18 protein-coding genes, 1 tRNA gene and 1 riboswitch are annotated in these 21096 nt (G+C 67.1%); of the genes, 16 read left to right on the top strand and 3 right to left on the bottom strand.

The window, feature by feature from the left end; all coding sequences use genetic code 11:
* The first annotated feature begins 38 nt into the window (after positions 1-38).
* The 3 genes from ACQY39_RS08050 to rapZ are packed head-to-tail and all read left to right on the top strand — an operon-like array spanning position 39 to position 3622.
* Positions 39-914: an NAD kinase gene (locus ACQY39_RS08050; protein WP_263516887.1), complete on the top strand. Its 876-nt coding sequence runs from the start codon at positions 39-41 to the stop codon at positions 912-914.
* 3 nt (positions 915-917) lie between these two features.
* Positions 918-2663 carry a DNA repair protein RecN gene (recN, locus tag ACQY39_RS08045; RefSeq protein ID WP_428505092.1) on the top strand — a complete coding sequence of 582 codons (1746 nt, stop codon included), beginning with the start codon at positions 918-920 and terminating at the stop codon, positions 2661-2663.
* On the top strand, positions 2660-3622 hold the full coding sequence (gene rapZ, locus ACQY39_RS08040) for an RNase adapter RapZ (RefSeq protein ID WP_428505090.1): 963 nt from the start codon (positions 2660-2662) through the stop codon (positions 3620-3622). Before recN ends, rapZ begins: the two co-directional genes overlap by 4 nt.
* A gap of 63 nt (positions 3623-3685) precedes the next feature.
* Here rapZ and ACQY39_RS08035 read toward each other — a convergent pair whose 3' ends face one another.
* From ACQY39_RS08035 to mutM, 3 genes are all read right to left on the bottom strand, one after another.
* Entirely contained in the window at positions 3686-6286 is a 2601-nt protein-coding gene (locus tag ACQY39_RS08035; RefSeq protein WP_428505088.1) for a TonB-dependent receptor, read from the bottom strand.
* Positions 6287-6770: 484 nt separating this feature from the next.
* Positions 6771-7829: an A/G-specific adenine glycosylase gene (gene mutY / locus ACQY39_RS08030; RefSeq protein WP_428505086.1), complete on the bottom strand. Its 1059-nt coding sequence runs from the start codon at positions 7827-7829 to the stop codon at positions 6771-6773.
* On the bottom strand, positions 7814-8644 hold the full coding sequence (gene mutM / locus ACQY39_RS08025; RefSeq protein ID WP_428505084.1) for a bifunctional DNA-formamidopyrimidine glycosylase/DNA-(apurinic or apyrimidinic site) lyase: 831 nt from the start codon (positions 8642-8644) through the stop codon (positions 7814-7816). Before mutM ends, mutY begins: the two co-directional genes overlap by 16 nt.
* A gap of 174 nt (positions 8645-8818) precedes the next feature.
* On the opposite strand from mutM, the gene ACQY39_RS08020 reads away from it, so the two are divergent.
* The 13 genes from ACQY39_RS08020 (at position 8819) to ACQY39_RS07960 (ending at position 21085) form a co-directional block, all read left to right on the top strand.
* Entirely contained in the window at positions 8819-10531 is a 1713-nt protein-coding gene (locus tag ACQY39_RS08020; RefSeq protein ID WP_428505082.1) for a tetratricopeptide repeat protein, read from the top strand.
* The gene (locus tag ACQY39_RS08015) at positions 10528-11088 is read left to right on the top strand and encodes a lipoprotein insertase outer membrane protein LolB (RefSeq protein ID WP_428505080.1); all 561 of its coding nucleotides are present in this window, start codon (positions 10528-10530) and stop codon (positions 11086-11088) included. The genes ACQY39_RS08020 and ACQY39_RS08015 overlap by 4 nt, the downstream gene beginning before the upstream one ends.
* Positions 11089-11133: 45 nt before the next feature.
* Positions 11134-12138: a 4-(cytidine 5'-diphospho)-2-C-methyl-D-erythritol kinase gene (gene ispE, locus ACQY39_RS08010; protein WP_428505078.1), complete on the top strand. Its 1005-nt coding sequence runs from the start codon at positions 11134-11136 to the stop codon at positions 12136-12138.
* Between the two features lie 40 nt (positions 12139-12178).
* Positions 12179-12255 (top strand) — tRNA-Gln (locus ACQY39_RS08005).
* 70 nt (positions 12256-12325) lie between these two features.
* Positions 12326-13288, top strand: a complete 963-nt coding sequence (locus ACQY39_RS08000) for a ribose-phosphate pyrophosphokinase (protein ID WP_124448124.1) — start codon at positions 12326-12328, stop codon at positions 13286-13288.
* Between the two features lie 144 nt (positions 13289-13432).
* Positions 13433-14053, top strand: a complete 621-nt coding sequence (locus tag ACQY39_RS07995) for a 50S ribosomal protein L25/general stress protein Ctc (protein WP_428505075.1) — start codon at positions 13433-13435, stop codon at positions 14051-14053.
* Positions 14054-14221: 168 nt separating this feature from the next.
* Positions 14222-14902, top strand: a complete 681-nt coding sequence (pth, locus tag ACQY39_RS07990; RefSeq protein WP_428505073.1) for an aminoacyl-tRNA hydrolase — start codon at positions 14222-14224, stop codon at positions 14900-14902.
* A gap of 2 nt (positions 14903-14904) precedes the next feature.
* Entirely contained in the window at positions 14905-15414 is a 510-nt protein-coding gene (locus ACQY39_RS07985; protein ID WP_428505071.1) for a hypothetical protein, read from the top strand.
* A riboswitch (cobalamin riboswitch) is annotated at positions 15409-15669 on the top strand. Its footprint overlaps the gene before it by 6 nt.
* A gap of 99 nt (positions 15670-15768) precedes the next feature.
* On the top strand, positions 15769-17754 hold the full coding sequence (locus ACQY39_RS07980) for a TonB-dependent receptor domain-containing protein (RefSeq protein WP_428505069.1): 1986 nt from the start codon (positions 15769-15771) through the stop codon (positions 17752-17754).
* A 22-nt stretch (positions 17755-17776) separates the two neighbouring features.
* Positions 17777-18355 (top strand): bifunctional adenosylcobinamide kinase/adenosylcobinamide-phosphate guanylyltransferase, encoded by a 579-nt coding sequence (cobU, locus tag ACQY39_RS07975; protein ID WP_428505067.1) that lies wholly within the window; start codon positions 17777-17779, stop codon positions 18353-18355.
* Positions 18352-19236 (top strand): ABC transporter substrate-binding protein, encoded by an 885-nt coding sequence (locus ACQY39_RS07970; protein ID WP_428505065.1) that lies wholly within the window; start codon positions 18352-18354, stop codon positions 19234-19236. Before cobU ends, ACQY39_RS07970 begins: the two co-directional genes overlap by 4 nt.
* Positions 19233-20243, top strand: coding sequence for a FecCD family ABC transporter permease (locus ACQY39_RS07965; RefSeq protein WP_428505063.1), 1011 nt, complete (start codon positions 19233-19235; stop codon positions 20241-20243). The genes ACQY39_RS07970 and ACQY39_RS07965 overlap by 4 nt, the downstream gene beginning before the upstream one ends.
* Positions 20240-21085, top strand: a complete 846-nt coding sequence (locus ACQY39_RS07960; protein ID WP_428505061.1) for an ABC transporter ATP-binding protein — start codon at positions 20240-20242, stop codon at positions 21083-21085. Before ACQY39_RS07965 ends, ACQY39_RS07960 begins: the two co-directional genes overlap by 4 nt.
* Positions 21086-21096: the final 11 nt, after the last annotated feature.

The raw sequence follows: 21096 nt of genomic DNA, 5'->3' as shown, positions 1-21096 counted from the left end.
CAGCGGACTGACATAGTGCTGTGGTGTAATTCTTCGCTATGGCCAAACGTTTCCAACATGTGGCAATCGTCGGCAAACACCAGGCCCGCGGCATTCGCCCGATTCTGGAGGAGATTGCCGATTTTCTGATGCGGCAAGGCCTCGATGTTTCCCTCGAAAGCGAGACCGCACTCAACACCGGCATGACGGCATTTGAGTCACTGACGACCGAGGAGCTGGGCACGCGCTGCGACCTGGCCATCGTCGTCGGCGGCGACGGCACCATGCTGGGCTTCGCCCGCGAGATGGCCCGCCACGGCACGCCCCTGGTCGGCATCAACCAGGGCCGCCTGGGTTTCATCACCGACATCTCGCTGGAAAAATTCCAGGAAGCACTGGCGCCGATTCTGGATGGCGACTTCGAAACCGAGAAGCGCTCCATGCTGGAAGGCGCCGTCTGGCGCGACGGCGAAAGCATCTTTGAAGGCTTGGCCCTGAACGATGTGGTGGTCAGCCGCGGCGCCACCGCCAGCATGGTGGAGCTGCGCGTGGATGTGGGCGACGAGTTCGTGGCCAATATGCGGGCCGACGGCATCATCGTTGCCTCGCCGACCGGCTCCACCGCCTACGCACTTTCGGCCGGCGGGCCCATCATGCACCCCAGCATCGGCGGCTGGCTGCTGGTTCCGATTGCTTCGCACACCTTGTCCAACCGACCCATCGTGCTGCCGGACACCGGCGAGGTGCGCATGGAGATCGTGGCCGGGCGCGACGCCAGCGTCAATTTCGATATGCAAAGCCTGGCCAGCCTGCTGCACGGCGACCGCATCACCGTGCGCCGCTCGGCCCACCAGGTTTGCTTCCTGCACCCCAAGGGCTGGAGCTATTACGCCACCCTGCGCCGCAAGCTGCGCTGGTATGAAGGGGTGAGCTGAACCATGTTGCGACGCCTGAGTCTGCGTGACTTCGTCATCGTGCCCGAGCTGGAGCTCGATTTCGGCGCCGGCTTCTCGGTGCTGACCGGCGAGACCGGGGCCGGCAAATCCATCTTGATCGACGCGCTGCAGCTGGCCCTGGGCCAGCGCGGTGACGCTGGCGTGGTGCGCGAAGGCGCGGCGCGCGCCGAGATCTCGGCCGAGTTCGACTGCCCCGCCCACTTGACCGGCTGGCTGGACGAGGCCGGCTTTGAATCCGAAGGCACCAGCCTGCTGCTGCGCCGTGTGATCGACAGCCAGGGCAAGAGCCGGGCCTGGATCAATGGCAGCGCCGCCACCATCAGCCAGCTGCGCGAGCTGGCCGACAGCTTGCTGGACATCCACGGCCAGCATGCCTGGCAAGGCCTGACCCGCCCGGCCTCGGTGCGCGCCCTGCTGGACAGTTATGCCGACCTGGACACCCGCCCTCTGGCCGCGGCCTTCGCCGACTGGAAGCACGCCAGCGAGGCGCTGGACGCCGCGCAGACGCGCCAGAGCGAGCTGCTCAGCGAACGCGAGCGCCTGGCCTGGCAGATCGGCGAGATCGCCCGCCTGGCGCCCGGCGCCGATGAGTGGGAGGAGCTCAATGCCGAGCACCAGCGGCTTTCGCATGCACAGTCTCTGCTCGATGCCGTGCGCGCCGCGCTGGAGCTGCTCAGCGAGGCCGAGGGCAGCACGGCCGAGTCGCTGACCGGCGAGGCGCTGGACCGGCTCGAGAACGTGCTCGATTACGACGCCCGCCTGGGCTCGGCCGTGGAAGCCCTGCGCGGCGCGCAGGCGCAGATCCAGGACGCCGGCCACAGCTTGAGCACCTATCTGCACGGCGCCGACAGCGAACCGGGCCGCATGGACGAGCTGGACGAGCGTGTCTCCGCCTGGCTGAACCTGGCCCGCCGCTACCGCCGTCCGCCGCAGGAGCTGCCGGCCCTGCATGCGCAGTGGCGCCAAGAGCTGGCCGCGCTGGACGCCGCCACCGACCTGGCCGCCCTGCAAACCAGCCTGGCCACGGCCCGTAAGGCCTTTGATGCCGAAGCACGCCGCGTCAGCGCCGCGCGCGCCCAAGCAGCCCCGGCCCTGGCCGGCGCCGTCACCGCCGCCATGCAGCTGCTGGGCATGAACGGTGGCCAGTTCGACATCGCCCTGCTGCCGCAAGAGCAACCGCAGAGCTATGGCCTGGAGTCGGCTGAGTTCCTGGTCGCCGGCCATGCCGGCAGCGCGCCGCGGCCGCTGGCCAAGGTGGCCTCGGGCGGCGAACTCTCGCGCATCGCCCTGGCCATTGCCGTCACCACCTGCCAGAAGACCGGCACGGGCGTGAACGCGGGCGTGGGTACCTTGATCTTTGACGAAATTGACGCCGGCGTTGGCGGCGCCGTGGCCGAAACCGTGGGCCGGCTGATGAAGCAGCTGGGCCGCAGCAGCCAGGTGTTGGCCGTCACCCATCTGCCCCAGGTGGCCGCATGTGCGGACCACCATCTGCTGGTGGCCAAGGCCTTACGCGGCGGCCAGACCTGCAGCGATGTGCAGCCGGTGCTGGGCGAAGCGCGCGTGGCCGAGATTGCCCGCATGCTGGGCGGCGAGCGCTTGTCGTCCACCGCCCAGGCCCATGCCCAGGAAATGCTGGATCTGTCGGCCCTGGACACCTCGAGCTTATCCAACTCTCCCTCTTCCCCCACCACCTCCGCCGGCAAGGCCAAGAAAGCACGTTCATGAGCACGACGACATCCCCCTACGATGCCGCCCAAGCCGAAGCCAGCTCCGTGGTCCTGGTGACCGGCATGTCCGGGGGCGGCAAGTCCCTGGTCATGCATGCGCTGGAGGATGCCGAGTTTTTCTGCGTGGACAACCTGCCGGCCGAGCTGCTGCTGGACTTCCTCAAACTCGAAGCCGAGCGCGGCGAGCGCCGCGTGGCGATTGCGGTCGATGTGCGCAGCGCCGGCTCCCTGCCCCTGCTGCTGCCGCTGTTCAAGCAACTGCGCACCTCGGGCGTGTCCATCCGCTCGATCTTTCTGGATGCCAACACCGAAACCCTGATGCGGCGCTTCTCCGAGACGCGCCGGCCGCACCCGCTGCGCATCGACGAGACCAGCCAGTTCGGCGAACTGGACGGCGGCGAATCCCGCGCCCGCGGAGGCCACGGCAGCTCAGACAACGGCCACCGCGCACTGCTCGAAGCCATCGAGCTGGAGCGCGAGATGCTCGCCGCCCTGCGGGTGGAGTCCACCGTGCTGGACACCAGCCAGCTGCGCCCGGCCCAGCTGCGCGCCTGGGTGCGCGATCTGGTGCTGGCTCCCAGCAACAAGCTGACCCTGGTGTTCGAGTCCTTTGCCTTCAAGCATGGCGTACCCAGCGATGCCGACTTTGTGTTCGATGTACGCGTGCTACCCAACCCCTATTACGACCGCGAACTGCGCCCGCTGACCGGCCGCGACAAGCCAGTGGCCGATTTCCTCCAGGCCCAGCCCGAGGTGCAGGTGATGTTCAAGCAGATCGGCGAGTTCCTGAACCGCTGGCTGCCCAACTTTGCCGCCGATCAACGCAGTTACCTGACCGTGGCCATCGGCTGCACCGGCGGCCAGCACCGCTCGGTCTATCTGGTCGAGACCCTGGCCCGCTTGTTCGGCAAGCATGGCCCGGTGCTCAAGCGGCACCGCGAGCTGGACGCGCGCTGAGCGACTTGCTCCCGCCATGAAAAAGCCCCGCATGCGGGGCTTTTATCTTTGTGAGCAGGGAGTTCAGAAACGGTAGCTGGCCTTGAAGCTCAGGAAGCGGCCGCGCGGATCGCCCTGGCTGTAGTCGTAGCTGCCGGTCGAGGCGTCCCAGGGCAGCTTGGCATCGCTGAGGTTTTGCAGCGTCAGCGTGGCCTGAAGCTGGCGGCTGAGCTGCCAGTCGAGGTTCAGGTCGACGGTGTTGATAGCGCGCACACGCTCGGCGATCTCGGGCCGCGGGCGGTAGGTTTGCGTGTAGCTGCCGACGCGGTTCCAGCTCAGGGTGCTGGTCCAGTCGCCCAGGGTCCAGACGGCGCTTGTGCTGCTGCGCCAGGCTGGCAGGGAGCCGAACTCATTGCTGCCCGAGCCGTTGACGACGGCCTCGCCTTCAGCCGGCGGCAGGGCGAACTGCAGCAGGCGGCTCAGCTGGGCCTTGAGCTTGAGCTGACCCGCGCCGCCGAGCACGAAGCTGCGGCTGGCCTCGATGTCAAAGCCCGAAACGCGGCGCGTGCCCTGGTTCTTGAACTGGCGCGTCAGCGAGACGATGCGGCCCTGCTCGTCGCGCAACACGCGGCCGGGCAGACGCGCCTCGTTGGCGATGATGAAGTCGGCGGTCTCGGTGTCGATCAAGTCCTTCTGGCGGATGCTGAAGTAGTCGACGCTGATCTGGCTCTGCGCATCGGGCGAGAGCACCACACCAAAGTTGAAGTTACTGGCCCGCTCGGGCTTCAAGTTTGGGTTGGCCGCAGTCAGGTTGGTGACGCCGCGCGCCACGGTGGGCGAGATCGGGTCACGCGGGTCGATCACCGAGCCGTAGCTGACGCCCGTGCTTTGCGTGATCTCGGGCAGCGAGGGCGCGCGAAAGCCTTGCGAGACATTGGCGCGCAGCACCAAGTTACTCAGCGGCTGGAAGCGCAAGCTGGCCTTGGGCGAGACGGCGGAGCCGAAATCGCTGTAGCGGTCGGCGCGGGCGGCCAGGTTCAGGCTCAGGCTCTTGAGCAGGGGCACGTTGAATTCCGCAAAGGCCGCGCTGACCGTGCGGCCGCCCTGGATGATGTTGATGGCCGGGCGCAGCTCGGTGCCGCTGAGCACCGCGTCCGAGGTGCGCGAATCCATGCTCTCACGGCGCAGCTGCACACCCAAGGCAAAACCCAGGGGGCCGGCCGGCAGGCGGGTCAGCTCGGTCGAGGCGCTGGCGTCGAGGGCGATCAGCTCGGCGCTGGCCGGGCGAAGGGTGGAAATGCGCAGGGCCTGGCGCTGTGACTCGCTGTTCAGGTTCTGGTCGGCAAAGTTGTAGCTGCCGGCCTTGAGCGCTCGCTCGAATTCATAGCGGTTGCCGAAGTTCTGCACTGTCTCGCGCAGGCGGCTGCTGGACTGGGTGAAGGATGCCTCCCAGTCCCAGGCGCCGGTGGTGCCGCGGGCGCCGGTGAGCACACGCTGGAACTGCACGGCGTCCTGCTTGAAGCGAGCGCCCAGGTCGAACAAGGTGGCGTTCAGCACAGCCGAGCCGCTGGCTGGGTAGTTGGGGTGGTTCTTGGGCAGGGCGACCGAGATGGTGTCGAGCGACTGGGTCTTGTCGTTCCAGGCACGCAGGCTGCTGGAGACCGACAGGGGCGCGCCGAAGATCAGATCGGCGCGCGAGCTGCCCAGCAGCAGCTCGGCATAGGCCTCGACGTCCTCCGTCAGGCGCCAGGTCGCGCGGGCCGAGCCGTGGTAGCGCTCGGCACCGGGGATCAGGGTCTTGTAGGCCGCCGGGTTGTAGGCCAGCACGGTGCCGGTTTTGCCGGGGGTCAGGTCGCCGTAGTTGAGCAGCTGCAGCGGGCCTTGCACACCGCCGAGCTTGTTGGTCGGGTCGCTGCCGAGGTAGTTGGTCGCCACCCAGGCCAGGGTGCCGCCGGGCTCGCCGCGGAAATCGCTGTCGCGCAGCCAAGCGACCTGGCTCTGGTCCAGGCGGTCGCGCTTGAGTGCGTCGAAGCTCAGCGTCAGGTTGAAACCCTCGCGCGCCAGATCGCCAAAACCATGGCGCAACTCGAAGCTGCGCTCGCCCTGGCCCGAGCCCTCGGTCGAGCGGCCCAAGCCCACGCGCGCCTCGGTGCCCTGGTAGTCGTCGTAGAGCACGATATTGACCACGCCGGCGATGGCGTCCGAGCCGTAGATGGACGAAGCGCCGTCCTTGAGCACATCGATGCGGCGCACAGCGGCCAGGGGCAGGCTGTTCAGGTCGGTGAACACATCCTGCATGTTCTGCGCCGTGGCATACGGCGCCACGCGCCGGCCGTTGACCAGCACCAGGGTGTTCTGCTGGCCCAACCCGCGCAGGGACAGGCCGGCCGTGCCGGCGGAAAAGCTGCCGGTGAACTGCTCGTTGAAGCTGTTGCCGCTGTTGGCGGCAATCAGGCGCAGCACCTCGGGCAGGCTGGTCTTGCCGCTGGCCTTGATGTCGGCCGCGCTCAGCACCTGCACCGGGTTGGCGCCCTCGCGCTTGAGACTGACGATGTTGGAGCCGGTGACGGTGACGCGCTCCAGGCGCTTGGCGCCCTCGGGCGCAGGCTCCGTGGATTGCGAATGGGCGAGCGGCACAAAGGCCGAGGCCAGGGCGGCGGCGAGAAGAGAAGGCTTCAGAAACATGATGGGTGACAACACTTGTGGTGAAGGATGGAAACGAGGTGAAACCCGCCCGGTAAGGGAGAGGCAAAGCCGAGCCCGCGGCAGCGCCGATCGGGCGCTGCACGGGGCACAGAAAGAAAAACGGGCGTAGTGAAGCCGCCTGCAAGGGCTGCCCGGGCGAGCAGGTGCAGGGCTTCAGATCGGAGGTGGGGGCAGGCGGGTGAAGCGCACAGACGCTTCGAACGTCAAAGCGCTTCGACTCAAACGCTGCGGCCGGCCGTCATCGACACATTCGGGCGACGGGGGCGCGAGCTGGACCCGGGAGGGTCATCAAATCAACAAACTGCAAAGCGAGGGATGGCATCGCGGGGGCTCTTTTTCGACTGCACGCTCTTGTTGGCGCCCCTGAAATTTAGTGGAAACCCTAATTCCACCCAAACAATAAAAACTTGTTTGCTTATGCATGCCGCTTAGATACCACCCTCCAGGCGGCCGACATCGGCGCTCAGCCCAGCAGCTTTTTGAGCGGCGCCGGCAGGCCGTAACTGGCCAGCGCCTCACGCGCCACCCACTGCCCCTGCTGGCCGGCACGCTGCGCGGCCTCGGGACTGAGAACGGCACGACGCGGGTGCAGCACCCAGTCCAGATGGGTCAGCGCATGTTCGATGCGCGGCAGCACATCGGGCGTGGCGCCCAAGGTTTGCGCATGCGACTGCAGCTGCGCCTCGTCTTCGAACAAAGGCAGGCTCCAGAGCCCGGCCCAGACGCCGGTATCCGGCCGCTGCTGCAGCAAGACCTGACCCTCATGCTCCAGCCACAGCCACCAGTTCTCGCGCCGGCTGCGCTTGAGCTTGCGGGTCTTGATCGGGAACTGGGTCGGCTCGCCCGTCTTGCGCCCGGCACACAAGCTCTCGGCTGGGCAGATCAGGCATTGCGGCGAGCGCGGCGTGCAGACCGTGGCGCCCAGATCCATCAGCCCCTGGGTGTAGGACTCGATGCTTTCAGCCGGCAGCAGGGCCTGGGCATGCTGCCACAGCAGTTTTTCCTGCGCGCTGCTGGCCAGGTCGCCGGGGAAAGCGAGCAGGCGGCCGAGCACGCGTTTGACATTGCCGTCGAGGATGGCGATGCGCTCACCGAAGCAGAAGGCCGCCACTGCCGCGGCAGTGGAACGGCCGATGCCGGGCAAGTCCTGCAGCTCGGCCGCCGTGGGCGGGAAACGCCCGTCGGGCCGCGCCGCCACGGCGCGCGCGCAGGCATGCAGATTGCGCGCGCGGCTGTAGTAGCCCAGGCCGGCCCAGAGCGCGAGCACTTCGTCCAACGAAGCGGCGCCCAGGTCGGCCACGGTTGGGAAACGCTCGAGAAAGCGCTGGTAATAGCCCAGCACCGTCGTCACCTGCGTCTGCTGCAACATGATCTCGGACAGCCAGACGCGGTAGGGGTCGCGGGTCTTCTGCCAAGGCAGCTCGTGCCGGCCATGGCGTTTTTGCCAGGCCACCAGGCGCTCGCCAAACTCCAGCGGCAGCGCGGCGCTGCCGCTGTCCTTGACCATCATCGCTTTTGACATTGGGGGCAGAAAAAAGTGGAACGTGCGCCCTGAACGATGCGGCGAATCGGCGTGCCGCAGACGAGGCAGGGCTGGCCTTCGCGGCCGTAGACCTGGGCCTGCATCTGAAAGCTGCCGGCCACGCCGTGCGCGTCCTTGAAATCGCGCAAGGTCGTGCCACCGGCCTCCAGCGCCTGCGCCAGCACACCGCGCACGGCGGCGGCCAGACGTGCGGCACGCGGGCGGCTAACTTTGTAGGCCGCCAGGCGCGGGTCAATGCCAGCCAGAAACAGGGCCTCGCAGGCGTAGATATTGCCGGCGCCCACAACGATGTCGCCGGCCAGCAAGGCCTGCTTGACCGCCACACGCCGGCCACTCAGGCCGGCATGCAGATGCGGGCCATCAAAACGGGCGTCGAATGGCTCCAAACCCAGGCCGGCCAGCAGCTTGGCGGCGGGGGCGGCCGTCAGCCCCGGTGACCAGACCACGGCGCCAAAGCGGCGCGGGTCGTTCAGGCGCAAAAGGCCGCGGTCGGTCTGCAAATCAAAGTGGTCATGCAAGCCGGCCGGCGCGGCCGGATCAGCGCTAAAGCCCAGGCTGCCTGACATGCCCAGATGCAGCAGCAAACCTCCCGGGGCGAGCTGCGAACTCAGCGGCAACCACAAATACTTACCTCGCCGCGTGGTCGCGCCCACACGGGCACCGACCAGGCGCTGCGGCTCCAGGCCCAGCGGCCAGCGCAGCGGTTTGCCCAGGCGCACCGACTGCACCGTGGCTCCCTCAATGGCATCGGCAAAGCTGCGGCGGGTGACTTCGACTTCGGGGAGCTCGGGCATGGCGGCGATCATATCGGTGCAGAATGCCCTCAGCCCGAGCAAGCCAAGCCCGGGTCTTGTGATCACGCAGGAGCTTGTTGCATGCCCGAATCCTTACGCCGCCACCGCCCGAGCCCCAAGCTCAGGGCCCCAGTTCTTGCCCTCCTGGCGGCCGGCTTGCTTGGTGCTGGGGCCATGACGGCCAGCGCCGCCACCTCGCCCGAAGCGTCCAAGAGCGCGAGCGAGGCCAAGCCCAGCAACTCCGAACTCGACGCGCCATTGTTCTACCAGCTCCTGGTCGGTGAACTGGAGCTGAGCACCGGCCAGGCCGGCGTGGCTTACCAAGTGCTGCTCGACGCGGCGCGCCGCACCAAGGACGAGGAGCTGTTCAAGCGCGTCGTCAACATCGCCCTGCAAGCGCGCGCGGGCGACCAAGCCCTTTCGGCCGCACGCTCCTGGCGCGAGAGCCTGCCGGCCTCGCTGCCGGCTCAGCAGATGACCATCCAACTGCTGGCCTTGCTGAACCGCCCGGCCGAAGCCGTGGAGCCGCTGCGCGCCCTGCTGGCATTGAACCCACCCGACCTGCGCGGCTCCGTGCTGGCCGGCCTGCCGCGTCTGTTCCAGCGTGCCGCCGAACCTCAGCGGGTGCTGGCCAGCTTCGAGCCTCTGCTGCAAAGCGCCAGCCAGCAGCCAGAAACCCGGCTGGCGGCCCAGGTCGTGCTGGCCAGGCTGGCCATGGCGGCCGGCGACAAGGCGCGCGCGCTGAGCATCAGCCAGAACCTGGCACGGCAATTCCCTGAAGGCGACGACAGCCTGCAACTGGCCCTGGAGCTCATGCCCGACCAGCCGGAAGCGGAGCGATTGATCGAAGCCCGCCTGCAAATCACCCCGGATGACCACAAGCTGCGCCTGGCCTATGGCCGCGCGCTGGCACGGGCCCAGCGGCCCTCGGACGCTGCCCGCGAGTTCCGAGCCGTGACCCTGAAGAACCCCGACCAGCTGACGGCCTGGTTCGCGCTAGGCACCCTGGAGCTGGAACTGCGCCAGCCCGAGGCGGCCGAATCGGCCCTGCTCGAATACCTGCGCCGCCTCGAGGCCAGCAGCGCCGAGGCCCAGGAAGAGCAGGCCGAGACCCACCTGGAAGCGCGCCAGCAATCCTGGCTGATGCTGGCCCAGGCGGCCGAACAGCGTGGTGATCTAAAGGCGGCCGAAGCCTGGTTGATCAAGGTGGACAGCCCGCAACGGCGCTTCGAAGCCCAGTACCGCCGCGCGTCCTTGATGGCTCGCCAGGGCCGCCTGCCCGAAGCACGCAAACTTCTGCAGGACTTGCCCGAGGACAGCCCCGAAGCCACCCGCGCCAAGCTGATGGCCGAGTCTCAGCTGCTGCGCGACCGCCGCGAATGGCAGCTGGCCTACGAGGTGCTTGCCCGCGCCACGGCCCGCCTGCCCAATGAAACGGACCTGATCTACGAGCAATCGATGATGGCCGAGAAGCTGGGCCGCCTGGATGAGATGGAGACCTTGCTCAAGCGCGTGATCGCGCTCAAGGCCGACCACCACCATGCCTACAACGCGCTCGGCTATTCGCTGGCCGATCGCAATATCCGCCTGGAAGAAGCGCGCGGCCTGATCGCCAAGGCCCTGAGCTTGGTGCCCTCGGAGCCCTTCATCATGGACAGCATGGGCTGGGTCGAGTTCCGCCTGGGCAATAAGGAAGAAGCCCAGCGTCTGCTGCGCCTGGCCTTTGAGGCCCGCCCCGACGCCGAGATTGCCGCCCACCTGGGCGAGGTGCTCTGGGCCAGCGACAAGCAGGATGAAGCCCGCCGCGTCTGGGCCGAGGGCATGCGCCGTGACCCCAAGAACGAGGCACTGCTGGACACGCTCAAACGCCTGAAGGTCAAGCTGTGAGCGTGCGCCGCCTGGCGCCGGCATTGGCCGTCGCTGCATTGTTCCTGGGCGGCTGCGCCAGCTTGGCCCCACAACAGGTGCCCGCCGCCTCCGTGTTGAGTGCAGCCGACTCAGTGCACCTAACCGGCCGGCTCAGCGTGCAGACGACTGGCCTCAACGGCCGGCCGAGCGGCGGCAATGTCAGCTTCGATCTCAGTGGCGGCCCCGCCGCCGGCTTGCTGGAACTGAGCACGCCTTTGGGCAGCTTGGTGGCACGGGCACGCTGGGACAGCAGCGAGGTGAGCCTGCAGACGCCCGAAGGCGAGCGCCGCTTCGACAACCTCGACGCCCTGACCCGCGAGATGCTGGGCGAGACCGTGCCGCTGGCTGCCCTGTTCGATTGGCTGCGCGGCCAGCCCTGGCCGCAGGCCACCCACGAAGCCCTGCCGGCCCCGCAAAGCGGCTTCGAACAACTGGGCTGGCGCCTGGACTTGGCGCGCCGCGCCGAAGGCCTGATTGTCGCTAGCCGCAATGCCAGCCCGACCGTGATCCTGCGCGCGCGCCTGGACGCCAACTGAAGCGCCCAGCCCTTGTTTCTCGCCCCTTTCTGACCTTTGCCCTCCATGCAAGCGCTCTACGACGTTCCCGCCCCCGCCAAGCTCAATCTGTTCCTGCATGTGGTGGGCAAGCGGCCGGACGGCTATCACCTGCTGCAGTCCATCTTCGCCTTGATCGATTGGGCCGACACCCTGCACTTCGAACGCCGTGGCGACGGCGTGCTGCAGCGCCATGACCAGGGCGACGCCCTGCCCGCCGACGACCTGTGCCTGCGCGCCGCCCGCGCGCTGCAGCAGCAAAGCGGCTGCACGCTGGGCGCGGACATCCATATCGAAAAGCGCTTGCCGGCCGGCGCGGGCATGGGCGGCGGATCGTCTGACGCCGCCTCGACCCTGCTTGCTCTGAACCGGCTCTGGGGCCTGAATTGGCCGCTGTCGCGCCTGCTGCCCCTGGGCCTGAGCCTGGGCGCCGATGTGCCGTTTTTCCTCGGCGGCAGCCATGCTTTTGTCGAAGGCATCGGCGAAATCCTGCATCCGATCGAGCTGCCGGAGATGAGCTTTGCCGTGGTGAAACCGGCCGCCAGCATCCCCACACAGAAAATATTTTCGAGCCCCCTCTTGGCAAGATCAAAATCCGTGGCTATAGTAGCGGGCTTTCCTGCACACAACAGCAGCGACGACAAAACCAAGAAATTGGAGCTGTCTGAAGATGCTGGCGCCCTGACAAGCGCAGTGAGCCTGGACTCCGAAGGAGTTAAGAAACTCTTGAATGGCTTTGGTCGCAATGACCTGCAAAAGCCGGCCGAGGACTTCTGCCCCGAGGTGGCACAGGCACTCGAACTGTTGGAATCGCGATTCGGCAACAGCCGGATGACGGGTTCAGGCAGTGCGGTATTTGCAAGAGTCGACGCTTCAGAGCGCACTCCAGAAAATGCCCATGAGTACGGGAAAGACGGGATTGACTACCGTAAAAAAAATCAGCTGATTTCGGGTTTGCCCACTCACTGGTCTGGTAGAATTTGCCGCAGTCTGAATCGCCACCCTTTGCAGGGTTGGGCTGAAAAAGACTGACACAAGTTATGGGGTGCTGCAGCTCTGCAGTGTCCTGTGTAGGGGAGTCGCCAAGTTGGTTAAGGCATCGGATTTTGATTCCGACATGCGAAGGTTCGAATCCTTCTTCCCCTGCCAAATTTCTTTCTCGTAGATACCCACCCGGACACGCTGGCTGGCCACGGGTCCTTGACCCAAAGGATGGCCCGTGCTGCTCAATACCGTCCTCTTCACCGGTAACGCCAATCCGGTGCTCTCCCAAGAAATCGCCACACATCTGGGCCTCGAGCTCGGCAAGGCTGTGGTCGGTCGCTTCTCCGATGGTGAAGTCACGGTCGAGATCCAGCAAAACGTTCGCGCTCGCGACGTCTTCGTCATCCAGCCCACTTGCGCGCCGACGAACGAGAACCTGATGGAACTGCTGATCATGGTTGATGCCCTGAAGCGCGCCAGCGCTCGCCGCATCACTGCCGTGATCCCCTACTACGGTTACGCCCGCCAGGACCGCCGCCCCCGTTCGACCCGCGTGCCGATCTCGGCGAAAGTGGTGGCCAATTTGCTGGAAACCGTCGGTGTCGAGCGCGTCCTGACTATGGACTTGCACGCCGACCAGATCCAAGGCTTCTTCGACATCCCGGTCGACAACATCTACGCCTCGCCCGTGCTGCTGTCGGACCTGAAGGCCCGCAACTACAGCAATCTGGTGGTGGTCAGCCCCGACGTTGGCGGTGTGGTGCGCGCACGCGCCCTGGCCAAGCAGCTGGGTTGCGACCTGGCCATCATCGACAAGCGCCGTCCGGCCGCCAATGTTTCGGAAGTGATGCACGTCATCGGTGAGATCGACGGCCGCAACTGCGTGATCATGGACGACATGATCGACACGGCAGGCACCCTGGTGAAGGCCGCTGAAGTGCTGAAGGACCGTGGCGCCAAGAGCGTGTTCGCCTACTGCACCCACCCCATCCTGTCGGGTCCGGCCATCGAGCGCATCTCCAAGTCGCACCTGGACGAAGTCGTCATCAGCAACACCATTCCGCTGAACGACGCCGCCAAGGCCTGCGGCAAGATCCGCCAGTTGTCGGTTGCCTTCCTGTTCGCCGAAACCATCCGCCGCATCTCGGACGGTGAGTCGGTCACCTCGCTGTTTAGCGAGCAGAACAACAATTTCTAAGCAATTTTTGGGCGACGCAGCGTTCAGCCGCGGCGCCCGAATCACATGCAGTCGCAGTACGGACTGCATTTCACTGAGCAGCCTGGTCGCGGGCGCTCAACACCATGAACACCGCTTGCGGTGTTCAGCCCTTTTGGAGTCACTATGAAATTCACCGCTTTTGAGCGCAATCTGCAGGGGACCGGAGCGAGCCGCCGCCTGCGCATTGCCGGCCGCGTTCCTGGTATCGTTTTCGGCGCTGGCGCTCCTGCCAACATCGAACTGGACCACAACGCCCTGTTCCACGCCCTGAAGAAGGAAGCCTTCCACAGCACCATCCTCGAGATGGAACTGAACGGCGCCGTCACGCAAGTTCTGCTGCGCGACTTCCAACTGCACCCCTACAAGCCGCAAGTCCTGCACTGCGACTTCCAGCGCGTGGACGGCACCACCAAGATCACCAAGAAGATCCCGCTGCACTTCATCGGCGAAGACACTTCGCCCGCTGTGAAGACCGACCACTGCACGGTCAACCACATCATCACCGAGCTGCAGATCACCTGCCTGGCTCAGCAACTGCCCGCTTTCATCGAAGTGGACCTGAGCGGCCTGACCAAGGGTCACTCGGTGCACGTCAATGACCTGAAGATCCCCGCAGGTATCAAGGTCGTGACGCACGGCAAGCCGAACCCCGTGGTCGCCACGCCGGTGGAGCCCGTGGTTGAAGTCGTGGTGGCCGCAGTTGCCGCTCCGGCCGACGACGGCAAGAAGAAGAAGAAGAAGTAATTCTTCTCCCCTTCCCGCACTGCCCTGCCGATTTGCCCCGCTCACGCGCGGCATCGGCATCAAGAAGAAGGCCCTGCTCTGCGGGGCCTTTTTTGTTTCATTCCAATGCTTGAAACCTGAGCTGCCACCGGCGCCAGCGCCGACAGCCACAAGGCCATAATCTTTCGCATGAGCATCCGACTCTTTGTTGGCCTGGGCAACCCGGGCGCCGAGTACGAAGACACCCGCCATAACGCCGGTTTCTGGTGGACCGATGCGCTGGCGCGCAAGCTGGGCACCACCCTGCAGCCCGAGCGCAATTACCACGGCCTGTGCGCTCGCGTGAACAACGCGCCCGGCAGCGACGGCCCGGTCTGGCTGCTGCAGCCCATGACCTATATGAACCTCTCGGGCAAGTCGGTGGCCGCGCTGGCGCGCTTCTTCAAGATCGAGCCCGAACAGATCCTGGCGGTTCACGACGAGCTCGATCTGCTGCCCGGAGAGATGAAGTTCAAGCAAGGCGGTGGCAACGGCGGCCACAACGGCTTGAAGGACATGCAGGCCCAGCTGGGCTCGGCCAATTTCTGGCGTCTGCGCCTGGGCATCGGACACCCGGGCCACAAGGGCGAGGTGGCCGGCTATGTGCTGCGCAAGCCCCCGCTGTCGGAGCGCGAGCTGTTGCAGGACTGCATCGCCAAATCCATGGACGCCGTCGAGTTGATGCTGAGCGGTCAGATGGACAAGGCACTGGCCAAGATCCACGCCAAGCCGCCACGACCCAAGCCACCCAAGCCAGTCAGCAAGCCAGATGCTGACACCGTGTCCAGCAATGCTCCCGCACCCGGTCCAACGGATCTGAAAGTGAGCTGATCATGCACAGCGCCCCGCAGCCCCGCCCCTTCGGTCACCTCACCGCAGCGGCCCTGGCTGCGGTCCTGGCGCTGCCGCTCAGCAGCACCGTCATGGCGCAGAGCCAGACACGCAGCACGACGATCTACCGCTGCGGCCCAGACGGGCGAGACCTGCGCGACGCCCCTTGCCCCGAGGCAGCCGACAAGGCGCCCCAATCCCTCAGCTTCGACCAGCCCAGTGCCGCCGACCGGCGTGCCGCCCAAGAACTCGCCCAGCGGGATGCAAGGCGAGCTCGCGAGCTCGAAGTGCAGCGCCAGCAGCAAGAGGCCGAAGCCCGGCACCGGGCGGCTCCTGCCATCGCCATCCATGGCCGAGGCCAGCCTCCCGCAACAGCTGCCGCCCCCAGCAAGCAGGCGCAGGCCCCGACGCCGCCCAAGCCACCCAAAGGCCCCAAGCCACCAAAGACACCCAAGGCGCCAAAGGTGAGCCAGCCGGGCAAAGCCGCCAAGCCCGCCTCTGCGGCAAGCTAGAATCTCGCCGTTGGTGCTCGTGCAGGCATTCATGTCTGTGCAGTTAAACGGGAATCAGAAAGGCCGCGCTCCCACGGAGCCATGCCCAACCTGAGCTGTCCCCGCAACGGTAAGTGAACGAGTTCGACAACGCCCGCCGGGCGCCCGCTCGCACCTCAGCCTCTGTCAACAATCCACTGATGCCTCAAGGCATTGGGAAGGACACAGCAGGCCATGTTCACCAGCCCGGATACCGGCCAACAACGTGGTGCGCCGCGTGCCCATGCCCGAACCGGGCTGGTGCCGCAGCACATCGTTCAACAGGCGCTCAGCGGGTGAGCTGGCGCCTGGCAGTCTTGCTTGTTTCTCGTTCACATGACCTCTTCTGTCCGGCCCCAGGCCCGCACTCAGGCGCGCGCGTCCTTGTCCGCTTCTGCCGCATCCACCTCCCGCTTGTCTTCGATCACGCAGCGCAGCCTGCCATTTGCGCTGACGGCCCTGGCGGCACTCAGCCAAGCGCCCGTGCAAGCACAAACCACGGCCATGGGCCCCAGCAAGCTGAGCTCGGTGGTGGTCACGGCCACGCGCAGCAAGCTCGACCTCAACCAGGTGCTGGCCGACGTCACCGTGCTGACGCGCGCCGACATCGAGCGCCAAGGCTTCGGCAACCTCGCCGATCTGCTGAGCCGCCAGTCCTGCGTCGAAATCGTGCGCAACGGCAACCCCGGCAGCAGCACCAGCCTGTTCACCCGCGGCGCCAACACCCAGCACACCTTGCTGCTGGTGGACGGCGTGCGCATGGACACCCAGGGCGGCAGCGGTGGCCCGGCCTGGGAGGCCATCCCCCTGTCCATGATCGAGCGCATCGAAATCGTGCGCGGCGCGGCCAGCAGCGTCTACGGCTCGGACGCCGTGGCCGGCGTGGTCCAGGTCTTCACCCGCAAGTCCACGGGCAAGCCCCTGGTCGACATCGGCGCCGCCATCGGCTCGCTGGGCACGGTCAAGGCCGATTTCAATGCCAGCGGCTTGCTGGGCGACTTCGACTACGCCTTCGGCCTCGCCAATGAATACTCCGAAGGCTTCAACATCCGCAAGGTCAGCAATGACCCGGCCTACACGCCGGACATCGACGACTGGCGCAACTACAGCCTGAATGCGCGCCTAGGCTACCAGCTGAACCGCCAACACCGCGTGGAACTGGTCAACACCAGCGCGGCCACCGATGCGGCCTACGACGCTTCGGCCAAGCCCAAGGCCGGTGTCAGCGACCGCAATCTGCACCGCACCCAGATCACGCGCGCCCTGTGGAGCGCGCAGTGGAATGCGGACTTGCAGACCGAGCTGAGCCAGGGCGTGTCGACCGAGCGTTATGAAACGCAGACCAACAAGGCCAGTACCTATCTGACCGAAACCCGCGTGCGCCAGACCGCCCTGAGCGGCAGCTACAAGCTGGGCGCGAGCCTCGGCCAGATCAACGGTCTGCTGGAACGCCGCAGCGACGAGCTGGTGAACTCCGGCCTGCGCAAAGACGTCGGCGGCCGCGCCGACCGTCATCAGGACGCGGTGGCCCTCGCCTATCTGCTGAGCCTGGGCAGCGTGGACTTCCAGCTTCACGCCCGTCATGACGATGACAGTGACTTCGGCGGCACCAACACGGGCACGGTCGCGACCGGCTGGCGCTTCGCCAGCGGCTGGCGTGCCTGGGCCAGCGCCGGCACCGCCTTCCGCGCGCCGACGCTGTACCAGATCTTCAGCGAATACGGCCCCAAGCCCGGCGTGGCGGCCCTGAGCCCCGAGCGCGGCCGCAACTCCGAGCTGGGCCTGAACTACAGCAACGGTGACAGCGAGCTGGGCCTGACGGTCTACAACAACCGCATCCGCGACCTGATCACCTGGGACAGCGGCTTTGCCGCCAACTGCATCTCCACCTTCGGCGGCTGCTACGGCAATCTGGCCAAGGTGACGCTGCGCGGCGTCAGCCTGCAGGGCGAGACCCGCTTCGCCGGTCTGCGCCTGCAGGGTTCGCTGGACTGGCAGGATCCGCGTGATGTGGGCACCGACAAGATCCTCGGCCGCCGTTCGCGCACGCACGGCACCTTGCGCGTGGAAAAGACCCTGGACCAGTGGACCGCCGGCGCGCAAGTGCAGGCCAATGGCAAGCGCTTCGATGACCACGCGAACAAGAAGCCGATGGGCGGCTACGCGCTGCTGAATCTGGATGCGGGTTACCGCATCAACAAGCAGCTGCGCGTGCAGATCAATCTCGACAACGCGCTGAACAAGAGCTACGAGACGGCCCAGGGTTATGCCCAGGCGCCGCGCACCGTGCTGTTCAGCCTGCGCTACAGCTCCGAGCTCTGAAGCCAGCGCCAGCGAGTCCGGCATGAGCACAACAGCAGCAGACCACCAGCTGATCGTCGGCGGCCAGCGCAGCGGCAAGAGCCGCCATGCCGAGCGCCTGGCCCAGCGCTGGCTGAAGGCCTCGCCGGCGCATGAGGTCTGCGTGCTGGCCACGGCCCAGGCCTGGGACGAGGAGATGCGCCAGCGCATTGCCCGCCACCAGGCCGACCGCCCGGCCGGCATTGCCACGGTGGAGGTGCCGCTGTCGCTGACCCGCGCCCTGCGCGCGCAGAGCGCGCCGGGCCGGCTGCTGCTGGTGGACTGCCTGACCCTGTGGCTGACCAACTGGCTGATGCCCATGGACGGCCGGCCCGACCGCGCCGCCTGGGAGGCCGAGCGCAGCGCGCTGCTGGCCGCCCTGCCCGAGCTGAGCTCGCCGGTGCTCTTCGTGTCCAACGAGGTGGGCTGGGGCATCTCGCCGCTGGGGCGCGAGGTGCGCGACTTTGTCGACGAGCTGGGCCGGCTCAACCAGGCGGTGGCCAGCCGCTGTCAAGACCTGACCCTGATGGTGGCCGGCCAGGCCTGGACCCGGCCGGTGCACGTGGAGACCGATCTGCCATGAAGCCTCGTTTATTTTCTTTCTGCGCCCTCCTGTTCGCCCTGCTGCTGGGCCCGGCGCACGCTCAGGCACCGGCCAAAATCGAAATCAAGGACGACCTCGGCCACACCACCCAGTGGAGCCGGCCGCCGCAGCGCATCGTCACCCTGCTGCCCTCGCTGACCGAGACCGTCTGCGCCCTTGGGGCCTGCGAGCGCCTGGTCGGCGTGGACCGCTATTCCAACTTCCCTGAGGCGGTGAACAAGCTGCCCAAGCTCGGCGGCCTGGACGACACCCAGGTCGAGACCATTGTTTCGCTGAGGCCCGATGTGGTGCTGCTGGCCCCGTCCTCGCGCGTGACCGACCGGCTGCGCAGCCTGGGCCTGACCGTGGTGACGCTGGAGGCCAAGTCCTACGCCGATGTGCAGCGTGTGCTCGACAAGATCGGCGCCTTGCTGCAGGTGCGCGATGCGCAGGCCGTCTGGCGCCGGATCGATGCCTTGGTCGGTGCCGCGGCGCAAAGCATCCCGCCGCAGGCGCGCGGCAGCTTGGTCTATTACGAAGTCGACCGTTCGCCCTATGCCGCCGGCCCGGTGTCCTTCATGGGCGAGACCATGGCCCGCCTGGGCCTGAAGAACATCATCACGCCCGAGATGGGGCCCTTCCCCAAGATCAGCCCCGAGTACGTGGTGCGCGCGGCCCCGCAGCTGATCATGATCGGCAAGCGCAATGCCGACGGCCTGTTCCAGCGCCCCGGCTGGGACCGCATCCCCGCCATCCGCGACAAGCGCGTCTGTGTCTTTGATGCGCAGCAAAGCGATGTGCTGGCCCGCCCCGGCCCGCGCATGGGCGAGGCGGCGCAGCTCATGGCGCAATGTCTGCGCGAGCACTACGCCAAGCCATGAGCCGCGCCGCGCCCACCGCCTGGTCGGCTTGGCCGCTGCTGGCTGGCCTGCTGCTGGCCAGCGGACTCGCGCTACTGATGGGCGTGGCGGTGGGCAGCACCGGCTTTGCGCTGGACTGGTCGGGCACCGACCCCATGCAGGCGCAAATCCTCTGGCAGATCCGCCTGCCTCGCTCGGCCGGCGCCTGGCTGGCCGGCGCCCTGCTGGGCCTGGCCGGGGCCATCACCCAGGGCCTGTTCCGCAATCCCCTGGCGGACCCCTATTTGCTGGGCAGCGCTGCCGGCGCGCGCCTGGGCGTGGCGCTGAGCCTGGCCGTTCTGGGCGGTACACCCATGGGCATGCAGTGGCTGGAACGCCTGGGCCTGACCGGCGTGGCTTTTCTGGGCACGTTGATGGGCGTGAGCCTGACCCTGGCCATGGCGCGCGGTGTCGAGCAGACGCTGCGCCTGCTGCTGGCCGGCGTCGTCGTCGGTGTGGTGCTGGGCGCCGTGACCGACCTGGTGACCCTGGCCCAGCCCGACATCCTGCGCACCATGCAGGCCTTTGTGCTGGGCACCACCAGCTTTCTCGGCTGGCCCAGCATTGTGTTGATGGGCTGTGTATTGCTGCTGAGCCTGGCCGTGGCTTTGGGCGCCAGCGAAGCGCTAGATGCCCTGACCCTGGGCGAGGCCACCGCAGAGTCGCTGGGCGTGCGCCTGGGCCTGGTGCGGGTGCTGCTGATCGGCGCCTTCGCCCTGGCCACCGGCACCGCCGTGGCCCAGACCGGCATGATCGCCTTCGTCGGCCTGGTGGCCCCGCATCTGGTGCGCAATCTCTGCCACGGCTCGCACCGCCAGCTCTTGTTGCTCTCGGCCTGCGCCGGCGGCCTGCTGCTGCTGGCGGCCGACATCCTCTCGCGCTGGCTGATGGCGCCGCAAGAGCTGCCGGTGGGCGTGATCACCGCCATCCTCGGCGGCGGCTATCTGCTGCGCCTGATGCACAAGCGCAAATACGGAGGCCGCGCATGAGCCGCAGCGCGAACGCAGCCTTGAGCTGCCATGAGCTCAGCGCCAGCTTGCAAGGCCAGCCGGTGCTGCACCGGCTCTCACTGGAGCTGCCGGCCGGGCAATGGACGGCCATCGTCGGCCCCAATGGCGCGGGCAAATCAACGCTGCTGCGCGCCCTGGCCGGGCTGATTCCCAGCCTGGGCAGCATCGAGCTGCTCGGTCGCCCGCTGGCCGATTGGCCGCGCAAGGCGCGCGCCCGCGAGCTGGCCTGGCTGGGCCAGAACGAAAGCAGTGGCGACGAGCTGAGCGCCAAGGACGTGGTCATGCTGGGCCGCCTGCCCCACCGCGCCTGGCTGGCGCCGCCGAGCAGCGCCGACCAGGCCGCCGTGCAGCAGGCCATGCTGCAAACCCAGTGCTGGGACTGGCGCCAGCGCCCGCTGGGCCAGCTCTCCGGCGGCGAGCGCCAGCGCGTGCTGCTGGCCCGCGCCCTGGCCGTGCAGGCCCAGGTGCTGCTGATGGACGAGCCCCTGGCCCATCTGGACCCGCCCCACCAGGCCGACTGGCTGCAGCTGGTGCGCGGCCTGGCCCGGGCCGGCGTGGCCGTGGTCAGCGTGCTGCATGAGCTGAATATGGCCTTGCAGGCCGACGGGCTGGTCATCATGCAAGCCGGCCGCGTGCTCTGCCACGGCGCGCCCAGCGAAGCCGACACGCGCCGCGCCCTGCAGCAGGTGTTTGACGAACGCCTGCATCTGCTGGAGGTGCAGGGCCAGTGGCTGGCTTTGCCCCTAGCGCCCGTGACAGCGCCCGCACCCAGCCCCGCAGCCTTCAGCAATGTCGTGCCCCTCAAACAAAAAGCCGATTGAATTCACTCGCC

It is taken from the genome of Roseateles sp. (assembly GCF_965262435.1).
In the GTDB taxonomy this organism is placed as follows: domain Bacteria; phylum Pseudomonadota; class Gammaproteobacteria; order Burkholderiales; family Burkholderiaceae_C; genus Paucibacter_A.
This window is presented reverse-complemented; position numbering and strand designations above follow the sequence as displayed.